This window comes from Trichocoleus sp. Lan, from assembly GCF_039961855.1.
Classification (GTDB): domain Bacteria; phylum Cyanobacteriota; class Cyanobacteriia; order Cyanobacteriales; family FACHB-T130; genus FACHB-T130.
In genome coordinates, this window is sequence record NZ_JAMPKA010000010.1 from 119,684 (window position 1) to 137,979 (window position 18,296).

An 18,296-nucleotide genomic window follows, 5' to 3' on the forward strand; every position below is an offset into this window, starting at 1 on the left:
TTTTCTCCGAGTCTCCAGTCTACTGAGTCTGGCTCGGAGCTTTTTTAGTAAGGTACTCCAAACGACTTTCCAGGAAATCTACCCAATCGCTCTTATTCCCTGGCTTCCTACTTGCCCTGTGTAGCCAAAGACTGGCATAGCTATAGAAGCGTGAGATTAGAGGTTCCCTTCCCGGAGTAGGCAAGGAATCCCCTTGAGTACAACTTTGTCCTAAACATTCGCAAAAGTTTCCGGATGAGCTGATGCCTACCTCGGATTAGAGGAACTCGACTGTATCAGGAGCGGTTAGAGTTCAGTTCTTGCTCACGACAGATACTATTTTCTTTTATCAGAAAAATCGTTTATTCTCTGATAACTACATAATAAGATGTGAGTTGCCGAAACAGCCGTCAAGAACCTCTGCTAAAGGGGGAGTTGCGAACCTAGTTGGTTCGCAAACCATTCCTGGATGCCAATGCTGGGAGCAATACCGAAAATTCCTGCTGGGTAGGCAGTTCCAGATGGTTCCCTATCTGGATTCTTTATAAGACTCTTGGCTTAAGCCCCTAGGAAAAGAGACATCTTGGCAGAAATGAGTGGAGGAACTCATTTTAATCAACGATTTCTGGGAATCATAAAACTCACGTATAACAAAGCTGCCTGACGATAATTCTGGCGAATTATCAGTCAATTGCAAATGCAAAACCTAAGCAGCTCCGAAGCCGGTTCATCTGATTAAAAATAGTATTTGTGCCTATTCGTTTTTAAAATACCGCTACTGCTAAAGCATTGGCAGAGGAATATTGTCTATCGAACGCGCAGGCCAAACGTAGAAGCAATGACCGATCTGAGCCGACCAGAAGAGGCAGATGCATACAACCAACGCTCATTAAAGACGCTCTTGAGAGCGATCGCCCTTTCTCAGGGGCAATTCTCGCTAATTTTGGTGCGCTGCAACTATAGCTTGTTGCAACAGCGGATGGTGCAGCAGGTACGGGAACAAAATCCGTTTCCCGTGCGCGAGGTGATATTAGCAGATTCGGTCAAGACGCTTTACAACCCCATCTTGGAAGCGCTGGAAGAGCCAGGGAATACGTCTCGACAAACAGAAATATTGTCCGCCGCGATGATCTTAGGGCTGGAGTCGGTAATCGCTCTCGATCAGCTGCTGACCTCAACCAATCAAGTACGCGATGAATTTCGCGCTCAGTTTCCTTTCCCCCTCGTGTTGTGGCTCTCCGACGCGGTGCTACAAAAGCTGATTCGGTTTGCGCCAGATTTCAAAAGCTGGGCAGCTTCTTCGATCCGGTTTGTGATGTCAGGGGATGAGTTAATCGAATTATTGCGGCAGAAAGCGGACTCTCTATTTGCCAGAGAGCTAGATTCTAGCAATTTTGAGTTGTTGCACCATTCCGCTCTCGATTTAGTTGTTGGTTCCCAGCATCGCCTAGAACTGGAGTCGGCCTTAACAGATTTGCGGCGTCGCGGGCAACAATTGGAGCCTCAACTACAGGCAAGTCTCGAATTTGTGCGGGGGCGCAATGACTACGCTACCGATCAAATCCAGTCAAGCATTGCCCATTATCAACGAAGTCTGGCTTATTTCAAGACTGAAGACTCAGAACTGTTAGCAAAGCGCCACGAAGTACGGACTGGGGAAAACATCAGAAATGAGGGTCAAGAGGCAAGCACCACGATTTCCGATTCTCTGTGTGTCGTTAGTCCTCAGCACTCAGTCCTAAAAGTGGGTTTGCTGCTGTTTCACTTGGGGCAATGCTATACCCGTTTGGCTAACTTGCGACCGGAAATGAGCCGCCAGCACTGGAAGCAAGCGAGAGATTATTTTCAGCAGTGCATTGAAGTTTTTGAGGAAGCTCAACGTCCAGAACTGGTTGCTAAGTTTATTTCATTCCTTTGTGAAGTGCTGCGGCGTTTGGAAGCGTGGGCGGATTTGCAGGAGCTGGCAGAAAAAGCTTTGATCCTGCATCAAACTTATGATGCAAACCTCCAGCAGGCTCAAGATTTTGGCTTTCTGGCGGAGGTGGCGCTTAACCAGTCCAATTGGATAGAAGCGTATCAGCAAGCGACTCTGGCACTTTCAACGCTGGCGGAAGAAACGTTCCAGACAACTTCTGCCTCAATCCCGCAATCTCAGTACGAAAGTTTATATTTGTTGCTGCTGGCACAGTCTCAGAAACATTTGGGACAGCGGCAAGCTACCGCCGCGATTCAAAACTTGGAACAGGCGCTCAACAAGTGTAACCATCAGTACGATCCCCATTTATGTTTGCGGATTCTCAAGGCACTGCGATCGCTCTACTTTCAGCAGGGTGATTATCTGCAAGCCTTTCAACTGAAGCAAGAGCAGCGTTCCCTGGAGCATCAATACGGGTTCCGTTCTTTTACAGGTGCCGGACGCCTACAGCCTTACCGGCAGGCTCTGAACCCAGGCGTCACATCTGGAGGAGATATGCGCTTGGGAGGGTCGATTCCCCAGGAAATTGCTGCTTCTGGTCGGCAGCAGGATGTCACTCGCCTCATTGACCGGATCGGCCGCAATGACTACAAATTGATTGTGATTCACGGTCCTTCTGGAGTTGGTAAAAGCTCAATTATCACTGCTGGGTTAGTTCCAGCACTCCAGCTCAAAAGCATCGGCGCACGCGATGTTTTACCTGTCGTTATCGAAGTTTATAAAGATTGGGTAGGGACGCTGGCAAGACAATTATCGAAGGAACTCAGACTCAGAAACCAGGAATCAGAACTCCCTTTAGAGGAGGAAGACGCCCAACACCTTCCCGTCCCGATCGCGTCCGGACAGGAGTCAGAAGATAGCAGCGAAGTGAGAACGGGCGGAGAAACTTTATCTTTACAGGAAATCTTAGAAGAAAGCGATCGCGCTGAAGAAATGCCAATGTCTGCGGTTCCGCCGACACTACTTGCTGCCAACCTCCTAGAACAGTTGCGACACAATAGCGATCGCAATCTGTTAACCGTTCTGATTTTTGACCAGTTTGAAGAATTCTTTTTCGTCTGTACTAATCCAGCGATGCGGCGGCAGTTTTATGAATTTTTGCGCGACTGCCTCAACATTCCTTTTGTAAAAGTTATTTTGTCTCTGCGAGAAGACTATCTACATTATTTACTAGAGTGCGAACGTCTCCAGTATTTAGATGTCATAAATAACGACATTTTAAACCAAGATATTCGCTACTACTTGGGAAATTTTTCTAAGCCGGATGCGCGGCAGATTGTCAAAAGCTTAACCGAACGCTCTCCATTCTTTTATTTAGAGCCGCAGTTAATTAATCGGTTAGTGGAAGATTTGGCTGAAGAACTGGGAGAGGTGCGCCCCATTGAATTGCAATTAGTGGGTGCCCAATTGCAGGAAGAAGAAGACAAAATCACCACGATGCAACAGTATCAGCAATTGGGAGCGAATCCAAAAGCCGAACTGGTTGAGCGATTTTTGAAAAAAGTCATTGCTGATTGTGGCACCGAAAATGAAGCTTTGGCTTGGAACGTTTTATTTTTATTGACGAACGAGAAAGGAACGCGACCCCTGAAGACGAAGCAAGAGCTGGCAACCGTATTGCAGCTTGAGGCGGAAAGAGCAGTGGGCGGGGAAATGCCTCTACTAGACTTAATTTTAGAAATTCTTGTAGGATCTGGTTTGGTTTTCGTAATTTGGGAAGGGTCAGAAGCCCGTTACCAATTGGTTCATGATTATCTAGTCGATCGGATTCGTCAAAAATCCGATCTGAACTTGAAAGCCCAATTAGCACAAAGTGAGGAAAAGCTGTATCAGGCACGGAAACAACAATTGCGAACGATCGGCGTCGGCATTATGATGACAATCCTGGCAGTTTCTGCCGGAGGATTTGCGCTGCGAGCCGAAGCTCAAAGAAAGCTGGCAGCGATCGCGCAAACAAATGCTCAACTCACCGCCCTGAGTGCTTCTTCCGAAACGCTCTTTGTCTCCTACAAAGAATTTGATGCCTTAATTGAAGCCTTGAGGGCAGGGAAAAGCCTCGAAAGTGCAGTTGGGGTAGAACCCGATACCCAAATGCGCGTCGTTACGGCGATGCAACAGGCAATCTACGGAGTACAAGAACGCAATCGCTTAGAAGGACATCGTGATGTCGTTTGGAGCGTCAGTTTTAGCCCCGATGGTCAGACAATTGCCTCTGCCAGCGTCGATAAAACGGTAAAACTTTGGCGGCGCGATGGCAAGATCCTGAAAACCTTGTCAGGTCATCGTGAGAGCGTCACCAGCGTCAGTTTTAGCCCCAACGGTCGCCTCTTAGCTTCGACTGGTTCTGACAAGACAATAAAACTTTGGCAAACAGACGGTACTTTACTAAGAACGATTGACAAAGCACACGGTAGTTTGGTTAATCACGTCAGCTTTAGCCCAAACGGTCAAATATTAGTTTCGGCAAGCGATGACAAAACGGTAAAGCTTTGGAACTATCGCACCGGCAAGTTGCTGAAAACATTGAAACACAACGGAAAAGTTACCAGCGCCACTTTTAGCCCGGATGGTCGATTTTTAGCATCGGCGAGTGACGACAAAACAGTGACAATCTGGAACATGGCTTCCATGACGGTCGAGCAACCCTACAAAATCCTCAAGGGACATACTGGCAAAGTAACCAACCTCAATTTCAGTCCCGATAAGCAGTTGTTAGCTTCAGCAAGCGATGACAAAACAGTCAGGCTTTGGAACTACCAAACTGGACAAACGATCCGGGTTCTTCAGGGACACAGTGACTGGGTGTTTGGAGCGAGTTTTAGTCCGAATAGCCAGATGATTGCCTCTGCCAGTAATGACAATACAATGAGACTCTGGCATCGCAACGGGAAGCTGCTGAAAATCCTGCGGGGACATAGTGATGGGGTGACAAGTGTTAGTTTTAGCTCCGATGGTCAGACGATTGCTTCTAGTAGTTACGATAAAACTGTCAAATTCTGGCGACTTAATGATATGTCGCGCACTGTTTTAAGAGGGCATACGGATCAGATATATGATGTGAGTTTCAGTCCCGATGGTCAGATGGTTGCCTCTGCAAGTCAAGATAATTCAGTGAAATTATGGGACACAAGTGCTTCTTTGATTGCTACGTTGAACGGTCATAAAGATCGGGTAAATAGCGTGAGTTTTAGCCCAGACTCTCAGTTAATTGCTTCTGCTTCTCGTGACAAGACGCTGAAACTCTGGAATCGATCGGGTACGCTTCTCAACCCCCTGAATGAGCCAAATAAGCACAGCGATTGGGTTTTGGATGTGGCGTTTAGTCCCAATGCCAAAATGATTGCTTCTGCTTCTCGTGATAAGACGGTAAAACTTTGGGATACTTCGGGCAATTTGATTAAAACTTTAACTGGGCATCGCGATCGCGTTAATGCAGTGGCTTTTAGCCCCGACGGGGAATTACTGGCGACTGCTAGCGACGATCATACGGTCAAACTCTGGACTGCCGAGGGAAAATATCTGCAAACCTTACCGGGACATAGTGGTTGGGTTTTGGATGTCGCTTTTAGCCCGGATAGTCAGCTAATCGCATCCGCGAGTTATGACAATACGGTTAAACTTTGGCGGCGCGATGGTTCTTTATATCGAACTTTGAAAGGGCATACGGATAGCGTTGCTCACGTTAGTTTTAGCCCGGATGGTCAAATTCTAGCCACGACGACCTGGGAAAACACGGTGCAATTGTGGCGACTGGATGACACGTTAATTAAAACGCTCCCAGGTCATAGCGATCGCGTTACCAGTGTGAGTTTCAGTCCAGATGGCAAGATTCTTGCTTCTGCCAGTAAGGACAAAACCGTGATGTTGTGGAATCTGGATCTCGATAATCTGCTGGCACGCAGTTGTAGTTGGGTGCAGGACTATTTAGAAAACAATCCCAAAGTCCGAGAAAGCGATCGCCTACTTTGTGATAATTAGTGGTTTTGGGTCATTCTATGATGAACCGCGTTGGCGAAGAGAGCGCCAAGGAAGAAAAATGAAAGAAGTTTATAAATAAATGAGAATTGCTAAATAACAAGCTGAAATGCTTAATGAGTAAGAGTTTTGGTGTACCCCACGCGAACGAAGATTGCTAGAGGAACGTGGGCAGTAGAAACTAGGGCTTTGAACTATAAACTAATGACTAATTGACTCATCTCTAACAACAATGGCAAACGTTCGCTTAGAAGGAATTACCCGAAAATTTAATAATGCTACTGCGATTGAGGATATTTCCTTCGAGGTGCCGGATGGGCAGTTCTGGGTGATGGTGGGACCTTCCGGTTGTGGCAAATCCACGATTTTGCGGACAATTGCGGGTTTGGACACGCAAAGTAGCGGCAATCTCTACATTGGGAATGTCCTGATGAATGAGATTCCTGCTAGGGCAAGAGATGTGGCGATGGTGTTCCAAAATTACGCCCTCTACCCGCACATGACCGTTGCTAAAAATTTAGCTTTTGGTCTACGGATGCGTGGAACTGACGCGAAAACGATGCAGGAACGAGTAGAGACGGTCGCGCGATCGCTCGATATCGCCCATCTCCTCGACCGCAAACCCAAGCAGCTATCGGGGGGACAACAGCAACGGGTGGCATTAGGGAGAGCGATCGCTCGTCAACCCCAAGTATTCTTATTAGATGAACCCCTCTCTAACCTAGATGCCCAGCTGCGAGACGATACCAGGGCAGAACTCAAGCAATTACACCAACAAGTGGGAATTACCACGATCTACGTCACTCACGATCAGGTAGAGGCGATGACCCTAGCGGATCGAATTGTGGTACTCAATCGCGGTCGGATTCAACAAATTGGCGACCCGCAAACAATTTATGCGCGACCGGCAAATTTGATGGTTGCTACATTCTTAGGCAATCCACCGATGAATATTCTCCACGCGACTTATACGGGTGAAGTTTTTCAGGTGGGGGATCAGGCTTTATCTTGTCCTCCAGCGCTTCAGGACAAGTTGCAACTCAGACAGGGACAGGGCATAGAGTTAGGGATTCGCCCAGAGCATATAACAACTAAAAATGAAAAATTAAAGATTAAAAACGAACAAGAACCCGAAGCCTTTGGTCGGGACGGGGTCTTGCCTCTACAGCACTCACTGCTGATGGTTGAGGTGAAGGTTGTAGAACCGCTGGGACGGGAGACACTGATTCGGGCGAATTTACCGGCGTCTGGGGTACCGATCAATATCCAGGCAGCTTCAGATTGGCGGGGTCATTCCGGCGATCGCATTTCTGTACAGCTCGACCTCAACCAGTTATTTGTCTTTGACCCCACCACGGGCGATGCTCTGTTTCCTTAAGAATTCGCGACTTGTTAACAGCTTTGGAAATGTTTCTCAACAACTTGCAATATTCTCTCAGCAGAACGACCATCGCCAAAGGGATTAATTGCCGTTGCCATTGCTTGATAAGCACTGCGATCGCTGAGGAGTTCTGTTGCCGCCGCTAGAATTTGATTGGGTTCTGTTCCCACCAATTTTGCAGTCCCCGCGGCTACCGCCTCTGGTCGTTCGGTGGTTTCCCGCAATACCAGTACCGGCTTCCCCAAACTCGGTGCTTCTTCCTGCAATCCTCCAGAATCAGTCAATACTAAATAACAGCGTTGAATCGCCCCTACCAGTTCGGCATAATCTAACGGTTCTGTTAAGAAAATTCTGGGATGATTACCGAGAAGTTCTTGTAGCGGTTCTCTCACGGTCGGGTTGCGATGGAGCGGCAACAATAATGCAGTATCCGGGAATTTATCTAATATTTGCAAAAATCCCTCCGCAATTCCCCGCAGGGGTTCTCCCCAGTTCTCGCGTCGATGAACTGTTGCCAACAGCGTTCGATATCCACTCCAGTCCAAACCGGGAATTGGGCAATCCGGCTGGCTTTTCGCCACGGTCAGTAAAGCGTCGATGACGGTATTCCCAGTGTGGTGAACTTCGCCAGTGACGCCAGAACGTTGCAGATTTTCTACCGCTAGGGTTGTGGGGGCAAAATGCAGCTGAGTTAGCTGAGAAATTAATCGCCGATTGGCTTCTTCTGGGTAAGGATTAAAAAGCTCGTCGGTGCGTAATCCTGCTTCTACATGACCGACCGGAATTTTTTGATAAAACGCTGCTAAAGCTGCTGCAAAGGCTGTGGTTGTATCTCCTTGAACTACTACCAAATGAGGCTGTAACTGTTTAAATACAGTTTCCAATCCTCGCAAACTACGACAAGTAATATCTGTCAGAGTTTGTTGATGTTGCATAATTTCTAAATTTTGGTCGGCATTCAGCCCAAATAGCTGCATGACTTGCTCGACCATCTCTCGATGTTGACCCGTCAATATTACGTGAGTTTGAAAAGTTAGCGATTCCTGAAACTGTTGGATAACAGGTGCTAGCTTAATGGCTTCCGGACGGGTTCCCAGTGTGATGCAAACTTTGATAGGAGATGGCGGCATGGAAATTTAGCTTAATTGGGAATAATCGGGAGAGAAGCGCGATCGCACTTCTCTTCCCATCCTACGCTTGCCATTTTCCTACGAAAAGACCCGGCAGGTGCCGGGTCGCAGAACTCTTGCAGACAATAGACTAACTTTTTAAAAGCGTTCACAGGCCATTCAAGAATCTAGATCGCAGGTTAGTGGGCAAGCTGCATAGACAGAGGTATGTAGCGGATTGGCTTCACCATGCAGCCAGTGCAACCAACGAACTTCTTGAGGATTAACACCCTTTAGGGTTAGCAATGCCGCACCAGCGACAACTGCCAAAATATTCCCGCCAATTAAAGCTCCAGCGACCAACAAAACTGCGCTAACCGGCAGTACAGATTGTAAAGCGATCGCTAACAAAGCGCCAACCGTAACCATCAAAACAACTAAGGGGAAACCCACCACCAGCAAGCAAACCCCTAAAGTAAAAGTCCAGATCAAAAAGCTCTTGACCATAGACAATGAATACACTTTTGCCAAACCTTGATTGTGACTTAATTGCACGATTTTTTCTCCTGATAGTCAAAGAACAAATTTATATGCGGAAAATGACTTTTAATCGATCCCCTAGTATCGACTAAGTGAAAATCAGTATAGTTAATCCTTTTCTTTAGATGAGCCGTTCTTAACCAAAATTTACAGTCAATCCAGAACATTTATGGATGCGAAACTTTTTCCAATGCTCTATATTAGACTGCCTTATAAAACGACCATCATCCAAAAGATAGAAATTTGAAGAGGTTCTAGGTTTCAGTCTTTTCCACCAATCAAGCAATTTTGTAGCCCAACCAGTGGCAGAGGGAAACAACCAAAGCCGCTTTCAGTATGCTTAACATATCTTATAACTTTTAACATGTATTCTCATAAACCAGCTCATCTAGCTCAACGGGTAAACCGCCGCTAGACGGCTAAGTTGCCACTGCTGCTGTTTTGAGCTGGTAAGAGAATTTTTGGCGTTGAATGTTAGCGAACCAAAAGTTTTGGGAAAACTAGGAATAGGAGTTTTTAAGGCTCCTCAAATAAAAGCTGTGGCGTGTTCCACCGAATCGCTTTACGTCTTAAAAGAACGTATTCGCGGGCTATCCTTAGCTTTTTTTGTAACGATTCCTACAAATTTTCAATCAGTGGTAGTTGAAAGATGACAGAACCGCAGCGTCCGCCCATGTCACCACCGCCTCCACCCCGCGTTCCCCCACCACCCCCGCCAGGAATGCGACCTCCGGCTAGGGATACAGCTGCCACCGTTTCCACTCAGCAGCAGCCCATGCAAACGATGCAGATGACTGCGCCGCCCTCTCCCCATGCAGCGGCAAGTGCAGGGGCAGCTTCTGTATCTGCTCCACCGAAAGCGGCTCCTCCAGCAGCGGGGACAGGAGTTCGATCCCCTGCTACAGCTGCTTCGGCAGCATCAGCAACAGCAGCAACGGTGGTGGCTCGAACGGCTGCAAGGGGTCCAGGTCCTAGTCCCGGACAGCCCACCTTAAAGGAAATCGTCGTTAAAGCTCATGAAAACGGAATTTCCGACATTCATGCAGGTGTCGGTGAAATTCCTCGCTACCGCAAACGGGGCGACATGGAGATGACCGATTATCCGCAGACGGATGAAGCGACATTCATGAGCTGGTTGCGAGAGGTGATGACTGATGCTCAGATTCGGGAATTTGAAGAGCGCTTAGACTTTGACGGCGTTACCCAGTATGAATTCTCTCGCGCCCGGATTAACGTGTTTGGTTCGATGCGCGGTCCAGCGATGGTGATGCGATTGATTCCAAACAATATTCTGACTTTGGAGCAACTGCGGTTGCCAGAGGTGTTTAAGGATATTTCCCATTACCATAAGGGATTGATTTTGGTCACAGGTCCAACGGGTTCGGGTAAATCCACCACGATGGCTGCCATGATTGACTACATCAATAAGGAGATGGCAAAGCACATCATCACGATTGAAGACCCGATTGAGTTTGTTCATACGAGTCGCAAGTCGCTGATTAAGCACCGGGAAGTAGGGTTGAACACGTTGAAGTTCGACAATGCGCTGAAAGCTGCGTTGCGGGAAGATCCCGATCTGATTCTGGTCGGGGAAATGCGAGATAAAGAAACGGTTAACACTGCTCTCAAAGCGGCGCAAACGGGTCACTTAGTGATGGGGACGCTGCACACCAATAGCGCTGTGAAAACGATTGAGCGGATTCTCAATCTCTACTCAGCAGAAGAGCAGCATTCGATGAAGATAGCGATCGCTGAATCTCTGGTGGCGATCATTTCTCAAGGATTGTGCAAAACGACCGATGGCAAACGTGCGGCTTTCCACGACATCCTGATTAATACCGAAGCAATCAAGGACTACATTAAGGAGGGTAAATACGAAGATATTACCGGAATCATGCTAGGCTCCAGCTTTGACGGCATGATGACAATGAACAAAGCCCTCCTCGACCTCTACCATGAGGGTCGAATCACCGAAGAGACTGCTCTGGAAATGTCGCCCACTCCAAACGAGATGGCTCAGTTCCTCCGAGGTCGGGTGTAACAATTAAAAATGTAAAATTAAAAATTAAAAATGGAAGAAGGGTTTCTTCTTTCATTTTTATTATTTTGGCGCTTTTTCTTGACTCAAGATCCACTCTCTCTTCCCCAGCTCTTTAAAGGTATTGCCCTGTTTACGCCAGGGGGAGACTTAATTTATTGCATCGATCCCAATAAGCAGAGCCACTGGCACCTACATCTGTGTGCTGGACTTCAAGAAATGCTGGGATTACCCGAACCTCCCCATTTTCTAGTGCCAGCTTATACCGCGACGATCGATCGGTGGCTCGATCCTTACACCCAGCAGTTACGAATTGCCGCTGAGGTTTATTTGCCGGTACGACGGCATCAGGCATTGCTGAATGGGATTTTCCAGAATAGCAACTTGCAAAATTGGCAAGTTGCTCCTTGGCCTTCAGAATTAGGCGATCCTATCGTATTAGAAACTTATCGTCACCAATTTCCCCAACTTTGGGAAAATCACGATTTGATTGTGCGCTTAGAACGCACGGGTTTCCAGCCTTCATTCCGCCCAGTTTCGACGCCTGGGTACGTCCTGCGCCTGTTTGTTTCCGGTCATAATGGCTCTACCGAACACACTCTCCAAAGCCTGCATCAGTTGTTAGAGCAATCTCTGGGTCATCCTTACACTTTGAAAGTGATTGACATTTTCAAACATCCAGAACAGGCGGAGTCAAATCATATCTCTGCTACACCCACCCTTGTTAGAGTTTGGCCTGAACCTGTGCGACGGATTGTGGGAGATTTAGACAATATTGAGAGAGTCTTGCAGGTACTTGGGGCTGTAGATTACTGAGTAGAGGCACACGAGTGCCGTGTAATACTATTTCACCTGAAGGTCGCTACAAATATATTGCTGGAAGTGGCTGCTGACAAAATGCGATCGCTATAAGTCTTCTACAATCCAAAATCTAAACTCTCCATGTCTCGCCTCTTATTTTAATCAGCCGTAGGAATACAGACCTCTGGCGCACACAACCCCGGAAACTTCAAGGTTGTCACTTCCATCGTGGCGACATCGACACGACGGATAGCATGGTTATTAGTATCGGCAATGTATAAATGAGAGCCAATCGCACTCACTCCTGAAGGCTCAAAAAATTGGGTGCTGGTGCCTTGACCATCTTGGTTTCCTGCCGTCCCATCCCCCAAAACCGTGTTACAAATGCCGGTCTTCGGGTCAACTCGCTTAATTTTGTGGTTGTAGCTATCAGCGACCCAGAGGTAATTCTGAGCGTATTCAACGCCTAAACAATGCTGGAGTCGAACCTCAAAGCCTTTACCATCAATATCCCCAAACCCAAATAGCTCACCACTGCCACAAATTGTTCGCACCTGAGCCTTTTCACCCAATCCAATGCCACGGATTGAGCTAATTTCGCTGTCGGCAACGTATAACTCTTGTCCGTCGGTGGTAATGCCGCTGGGTTGAGAAAAGGCAGATTCGTCTAGATTCCCATCAACGCATGATTCTGCTCCAATCCCTGCGTAGGTACCAATGATGCCGTTTTCCAGCTGCATTTCCCAGATTTGGTGGACTCCTGCCATCGCAATAAACAAGCGATTTCCTACTTTTTCTAAATCCCAAGGAGAATTAAGAGGAGTTTCTCGTGCCGTACCCCTGTAGGAGCGAAGGTGATGGCTTTGTTCGCCAGTACCGGCAATTGTGTCAACCTTTTGATTCTTTAGATCGATCTGTCGCAGGGCATGATTTTCGGTATCGGCAACATAGAGAATGTCATTTTCTGCGTCGAGTGCCATACCTTGGGGAGCGAAAAATTGGGCATCTGTAAAGGAACCATCGGTTAAGCCTTGTTTGCCAGTACCAACGATCTGTAGCACTTGACCGGCAAGGGTAGCGATCGCAATCCGGTGATGTCCGGAGTCGGCGATGAACAGGCGATCGCGTGTTTCATCCGCTAACACTTTACCGGGAAAAGCCAGGGGTGTTACCAACGGTTGCCGCTGTTTTTCTAAAGTAAGGCTGAGTTCTTGAAAATTAATCGTTCCTCTCTCTTTGTGTTGTTGAATCAGCTGCCAAATCAGCTTCTCTACGACATCCTGATTTCCTTCCCCAGATACATAGCCGATGACGTAACCTTGGGGGTCAATCATCGTCAAAGTGGGCCATGCACGGACAGCATACTGACTCCAAATAGCAAAATTGCTATCGACGACGACTGGATGCTCAATGTCGTAGCGCAGAACTGCCTGACGAATGTTTTCAACTTCTTTTTCGTTGTCAAATTTGGCGGAGTGGACGCCAATCACCGTGAGGCTGTCTTTGTATTTCTGCTCCAGGTACTTCAACTTTGGCAGGACGTGCAGACAGTTGATGCAGCAATACGTCCAAAAGTCAAGAATTACCACTCGCCCTTTTAATTCACGTAGGGAAAGGGGACGATCTGTATTGAACCAGATTTGGTTTTGGGGAAATTCTGGCGCTCTAACACGGGGCGTCATCATGTCTCCTTTTTCACTAACCGCGATGGGAACAGAGCGCTCCTCAAGAAGGATGTTGTAAAGCCGATACTGTTCGGTTAAAGATGAATCGGTGGGAATTTTAGATATTTAGAGACGCATTCGCGAAGCAGCACGGTAAGCCTGGGGCTTTCAGAGAATCAATATCCATCTATGCTCCTAGGGGCAAGTACAAAGCCCGTGCCCCTACATCTGTTGTTGAGACCGATTTATGGATTCCTGAGCAATCTCTAAGGCGTTGCAGCTTCCCCTAGCTGAGCATCCTCTGGATTTTCCGCTGTTGGGACTTCTAGTTCCGGTGTTGCCGGTTTTGATTTTTGGAAGAAACGGCTGGGGATATCTGGCTCAGATGGAGCTTGGATAATCCGCAACGGTGGAGCCGCAGCAGGTTTAGGAATCAATACGTCCTTGATATCGGCTTTTGGTTTTGCTTGAGCGAAGGTTGGGGATGATTGGGCCGATTGGGTTGTCTCTTCAGTCTTCTGCTGTAGAGAATCTGTTGGCTGAGGCGAGGACGGTGGTTGTAGCAAATCTGGTTGAGCAGGTACTACCTGAAGCGGCTCTTCTGGCGCTGGCGATGGGGCTATTTCCGGTAAGACTGGCGGTAAATTGCGCGTAGGAGTATCAACACCTGCATCTGGACGCCGGAAGCGATTGAAGAATCCGCCTTTGGGTTTTTCTACCTGCTTTGGCGCTGGAGACGCTGGGGGCGTAGATGGAATCGTTTCTACTTCAGGGCTTGCTTCTGAACTTGGCGTTATCTCTGGTAAAGTCCCTGGTTGAGGAATGTTTTCTGGGGGTATGGCTAAGGAAGAAGGCTCCTCAATTGCCTCAGGTACTGGCAGTGCAGGTGGTGGGTTAACTGGAGCCTCTGAACGCCGAAAACGATTAAAGAATCCGCCTTGGGGTTTTTCTAACTGTTTTGTCGCTGGGGGTGCCTCGGCTGGCTTTGCTGGCTCAACTTCAGAGGACGTCGGTTCTTCTTTACTCAGCTGCGGCGCTGGTGTTTCTTCAACGGCAGGAGGCGCTAACGGTTCCGGTGTCGGCGTCGGCGTCGGCGTGAAAGATGGCTCAGGGGTTGCTGTCGGCACTGGCGTCTTACCACTGTAGTTGGGGTTTACAATCCCGCGAGCAGCAGTCGCCGAGAGTTCCCCGCGTACCAATTTGGCAAGGGTATCTTTGCCTTTCGGTTCGTAGGTAATCAGCCGCGCGGTGTTGTTGAAGACGTTTGTGACTGGATTTCCCTGTTCATCTAAAAATTCCAGTTGTACCCAGTTCTTCCCTGAGTTAAAGCCTTTGAGATAAAGCGGTTGCCATCTGTCCATGACAAAGCTTTGACCGTTTACGGTAACGCGAACTCGCCAGTCGGCAATTTCGTCGTTGGGATTGGACTGGGCGACCAAGTGCAGGGGGGCGTTAGTCAGGTAGAAGTCAAGCATAATTGGCTCGGCTCCATAACTGCCCGTGGGGCGGCTATAGGTCAACAGAGGCTGCCCTGGATTGGGGTTGTTGTCCGTTGTCTTGGTGAAAAGGTGAAAGGTTGTTTGGGCGTAAGCACCTTCGTTTTTGAAGCTCTCATGCCAGGGGCGTGAGGCAAAAACTCGCAGGGTGTGAGTTCCGGGAGCTAAATCTTCAAAGACTAGAGGCTGTTCTAAGTCATAAACGGCTTTGTAAGGCTGGTTGTCCAGGATGACATGTAAATGGGGGCCAAGACCGAGTTGGGGGTCTTTGAAGATGGGTAGATCCCGAACTTGGAGCCGCACTGCCACTGTTGTGTCTTGAAGAACTTCATCAGCTTGGGGACTGAGGATGGTGACTTGAGGTTGATAACTCTCCAACGCTGGGCGCAGCTGTTGAATGACCTCGGGGGGAGATACCTCTGAGATTTGCCCAGAGGTTAGAGAAGATGAGGGTTTGGAGGTACCTGATGGGGTCGTCAGGGCGCGATCGCCACAACTGACTAAACTTCCTACCAAAACAGTTGCCATCAGTAACGAAACTATCGTTCTTAGAGGGTTCCACCGGCGATTCATGCCCAACACGCACTCCTACTCCTTCCGCGACCAACATCAAAAATCAAGACCTGTCCATAGGGAACTATAGCCCAAAAGCATCAACTACACCCTCGCAATGCCGTGAATTTCAGGCTCTGACAACCCAGAAGACACGGATTTTAAATGAGCTAATCGTTGCGTTTTGTTAACTAAATTTAATCCCTCTTGACTTTTTAACACTAAATATGGAGGTGCAAGCTAAGTTGCATCAATACTTGACCAAATTTGAATTATTGTTAAGTGGCTCGAAATACCCAGTAAACCTAGTCCTATCATCTACAAAGATAGAGGGTGTGGTTTTACAACCCTTCCCTCTCAGCGAACCCTTTAAAACGGGTATTCCATAAATTGGGGAAAGTAGTTCTTCAAAGAGCCTGCTTTCCTACCCATTAAAATCTAATTTTCTAATGGGACAGAACTCGTTCCTTGTCTAGAGAGAGGAGAGTCCTCATGACAATCAGTCCTCCGGAGCGAGAGGAGAAAAAAGTAAGGGTTGTTGTCGATAAAGATCCAGTGCCTACTTCCTTTGAGAAGTGGTCGCAGCCGGGTCATTTTGACCGCACCCTTGCTAGAGGTCCAAAAACCACCACGTGGATTTGGAACCTTCACGCCCTCTCGCATGATTTCGATAGTCATACCAGTGACTTAGAAGACGTATCTCGGAAAATTTTTGCCGCGCACTTTGGTCACTTAGCCGTGATCTTCATCTGGCTAAGCGGTATGTATTTTCATGGCGCTAAGTTTTCAAACTACGAAGCTTGGCTAGCTAATCCTTTAGGCGTCAAGCCTAGCGCTCAAGTCGTTTGGCCTATCGTTGGTCAAGATATTTTGAATGCCGATGTGGGCGGTGGCTTCCACGGGATTCAAATCACCTCCGGCTTGTTCCAGGTTTGGCGGGCAGCTGGCTTCACAAACACATTCCAGCTGTACTGCACTGCCATCGGTGGCTTGGTAGCAGCAGCTCTGATGCTGTTTGCTGGCTGGTTCCACTATCACAAGCGGGCTCCCAAACTGGAATGGTTCCAGAATGTAGAGTCAATGCTAAACCACCACCTAGCTGGGTTGCTGGGTCTGGGGTGCTTGTCTTGGGCCGCTCACCAAATTCACGTGGCGCTGCCCACCAACAAGCTCCTGGATGCAGGAGTTGCCATCAAAGATATTCCGCTGCCTCATGAGTTCATCTTGAACCGTGACTTGATGGCCCAACTGTATCCCAGCTTTAACCAAGGGTTGACGCCATTCTGGACTTTGAATTGGGGCCAGTATGCTGACTTCCTGACGTTCAAAGGCGGTTTAAATCCCCAGACAGGTGGATTGTGGCTGTCAGATACGGCACACCATCACCTAGCCTTGGCAGTACTCTTCCTGATCGCCGGTCATATGTATCGGACGAACTGGGGGATTGGTCACAGCATTAAGGAAATTCTAGAGAACCACAAAGGTCCCTTCACAGGCGACGGTCATAAGGGTCTCTATGAAAACATGACCACATCCTGGCACGCGCAGTTGGGAACCAACCTTGCCATGCTGGGTTCTGTGACCATCATCGTGGCTCACCATATGTACGCGATGCCTCCGTATCCGTACCTTGCCACTGACTACGCTACTCAGTTGTCCATATTCACCCACCACATGTGGATTGGGGCATTCTTGATCGTTGGCGGAGCGGCTCACGCTACCATCTTTATGGTGCGGGATTACGATCCGGTAGTGAACCAGAACAACGTGCTGGATCGGGTGATTCGTCACCGGGATGCAATTATTTCCCACCTCAACTGGGTTTGTATCTTCCTAGGCTTCCACAGCTTTGGCTTGTACATCCACAACGACACGATGAGTGCTTTGGGTCGCCCCCAAGATATGTTCTCGGATACGGCGATTCAGTTGCAGCCGGTGTTTGCTCAGTGGGTGCAAAACCTGCACACTCTGGCTCCTGGTGGCACAGCTCCTAACCAGCTAGAACCAGTAAGTTATGCCTTCGGCGGCGGGATCGTTGCTGTAGGCGGCAAAGTGGCGATGATGCCAATCGCGCTGGGTACGGCGGACTTCATGATCCACCATATTCACGCTTTCCAAATTCACGTCACTGTTCTAATTCTGCTGAAAGGCTTCTTGTTTGCCCGTAGCTCTCGTCTGATTCCAGACAAGATGAATTTGGGCTTCCGCTTCCCTTGCGACGGTCCCGGTCGTGGCGGTACCTGCCAGGTTTCTGGTTGGGACCATGTATTCCTGGGTCTGTTCTGGATGTTCAACACCATTGCGATCGCGGTTTACCACTTCAGCTGGAAAATGCAATCCGATGTGTGGGGCACAGTCAATGCTGATGGAACGGTGGATCATATCACCGCAGGCAACTTTGCGATGAGTGCCATCACTATCAATGGCTGGTTGCGTGATTTTCAATGGGCACAAGCTGCTCAAGTAATTCAGTCTTACGGTACAGCCCTCTCAGCCTACGGTCTGCTGTTCCTGGGCGCTCACTTTGTGTGGGCATTCAGCCTGATGTTCCTATTCAGCGGTCGTGGCTACTGGCAGGAGTTGATTGAGTCGATTGTTTGGGCTCACAATAAGTTGAAGGTTGCCCCTTCTATTCAGCCTCGCGCTCTGAGCATCATTCAGGGTCGGGCCGTTGGGGTAGCTCACTTCCTCCTGGGCGCGATCGTCACGATATGGGCGTTCTTCGAGGCGCGAATCCTTTCAATAGGATGATTTAAGCCTGAGTAACGAGTGCTGAGTAAAGAGTA

Annotated in this window: 9 protein-coding genes; 5 read left to right on the top strand and 4 right to left on the bottom strand. The window is 48.4% G+C overall.

Features of this window, described 5'->3' with window-relative positions:
- Window positions 1–817 precede the first annotated feature (817 nt).
- Together NDA03_RS11240 and NDA03_RS11245 are read left to right on the top strand one after the other, a co-directional pair.
- The gene (locus NDA03_RS11240; RefSeq protein ID WP_348238051.1) at window positions 818–5,932 is read left to right on the top strand and encodes a hypothetical protein; all 5,115 of its coding nucleotides are present in this window, start codon (window positions 818–820) and stop codon (window positions 5,930–5,932) included.
- Between the two features lie 229 nt (window positions 5,933–6,161).
- Window positions 6,162–7,307, top strand: a complete 1,146-nt coding sequence (locus NDA03_RS11245; protein WP_190410340.1) for an ABC transporter ATP-binding protein — start codon at window positions 6,162–6,164, stop codon at window positions 7,305–7,307.
- A gap of 14 nt (window positions 7,308–7,321) precedes the next feature.
- Here NDA03_RS11245 and wecB read toward each other — a convergent pair whose 3' ends face one another.
- Together wecB and NDA03_RS11255 are read right to left on the bottom strand one after the other, a co-directional pair.
- Window positions 7,322–8,440 (bottom strand): UDP-N-acetylglucosamine 2-epimerase (non-hydrolyzing), encoded by a 1,119-nt coding sequence (gene wecB, locus NDA03_RS11250; protein WP_348238052.1) that lies wholly within the window; start codon window positions 8,438–8,440, stop codon window positions 7,322–7,324.
- 159 nt (window positions 8,441–8,599) lie between these two features.
- Window positions 8,600–8,974, bottom strand: coding sequence for a hypothetical protein (locus NDA03_RS11255; protein WP_190410337.1), 375 nt, complete (start codon window positions 8,972–8,974; stop codon window positions 8,600–8,602).
- Window positions 8,975–9,608: 634 nt separating this feature from the next.
- Here NDA03_RS11255 and NDA03_RS11260 point away from each other — a divergent pair.
- Both NDA03_RS11260 and NDA03_RS11265 read left to right on the top strand, forming a co-directional pair.
- Window positions 9,609–11,000 (top strand): type IV pilus twitching motility protein PilT, encoded by a 1,392-nt coding sequence (locus tag NDA03_RS11260; protein WP_348232273.1) that lies wholly within the window; start codon window positions 9,609–9,611, stop codon window positions 10,998–11,000.
- Window positions 11,001–11,030: 30 nt separating this feature from the next.
- Window positions 11,031–11,813 (top strand): circadian clock KaiB family protein, encoded by a 783-nt coding sequence (locus tag NDA03_RS11265; protein ID WP_190437783.1) that lies wholly within the window; start codon window positions 11,031–11,033, stop codon window positions 11,811–11,813.
- Window positions 11,814–11,956: 143 nt separating this feature from the next.
- On the opposite strand, the gene NDA03_RS11270 is transcribed toward NDA03_RS11265, so the two are convergent.
- Window positions 11,957–13,480: a thioredoxin-like domain-containing protein gene (locus NDA03_RS11270; RefSeq protein ID WP_348238078.1), complete on the bottom strand. Its 1,524-nt coding sequence runs from the start codon at window positions 13,478–13,480 to the stop codon at window positions 11,957–11,959.
- Window positions 13,481–13,728: 248 nt separating this feature from the next.
- Window positions 13,729–15,531, bottom strand: coding sequence for a hypothetical protein (locus NDA03_RS11275; protein WP_348238053.1), 1,803 nt, complete (start codon window positions 15,529–15,531; stop codon window positions 13,729–13,731).
- A gap of 471 nt (window positions 15,532–16,002) precedes the next feature.
- Between NDA03_RS11275 and psaA the strand changes: the two genes are divergently transcribed.
- Window positions 16,003–18,261: a photosystem I core protein PsaA gene (psaA, locus tag NDA03_RS11280; protein ID WP_190410333.1), complete on the top strand. Its 2,259-nt coding sequence runs from the start codon at window positions 16,003–16,005 to the stop codon at window positions 18,259–18,261.
- Window positions 18,262–18,296: the final 35 nt, after the last annotated feature.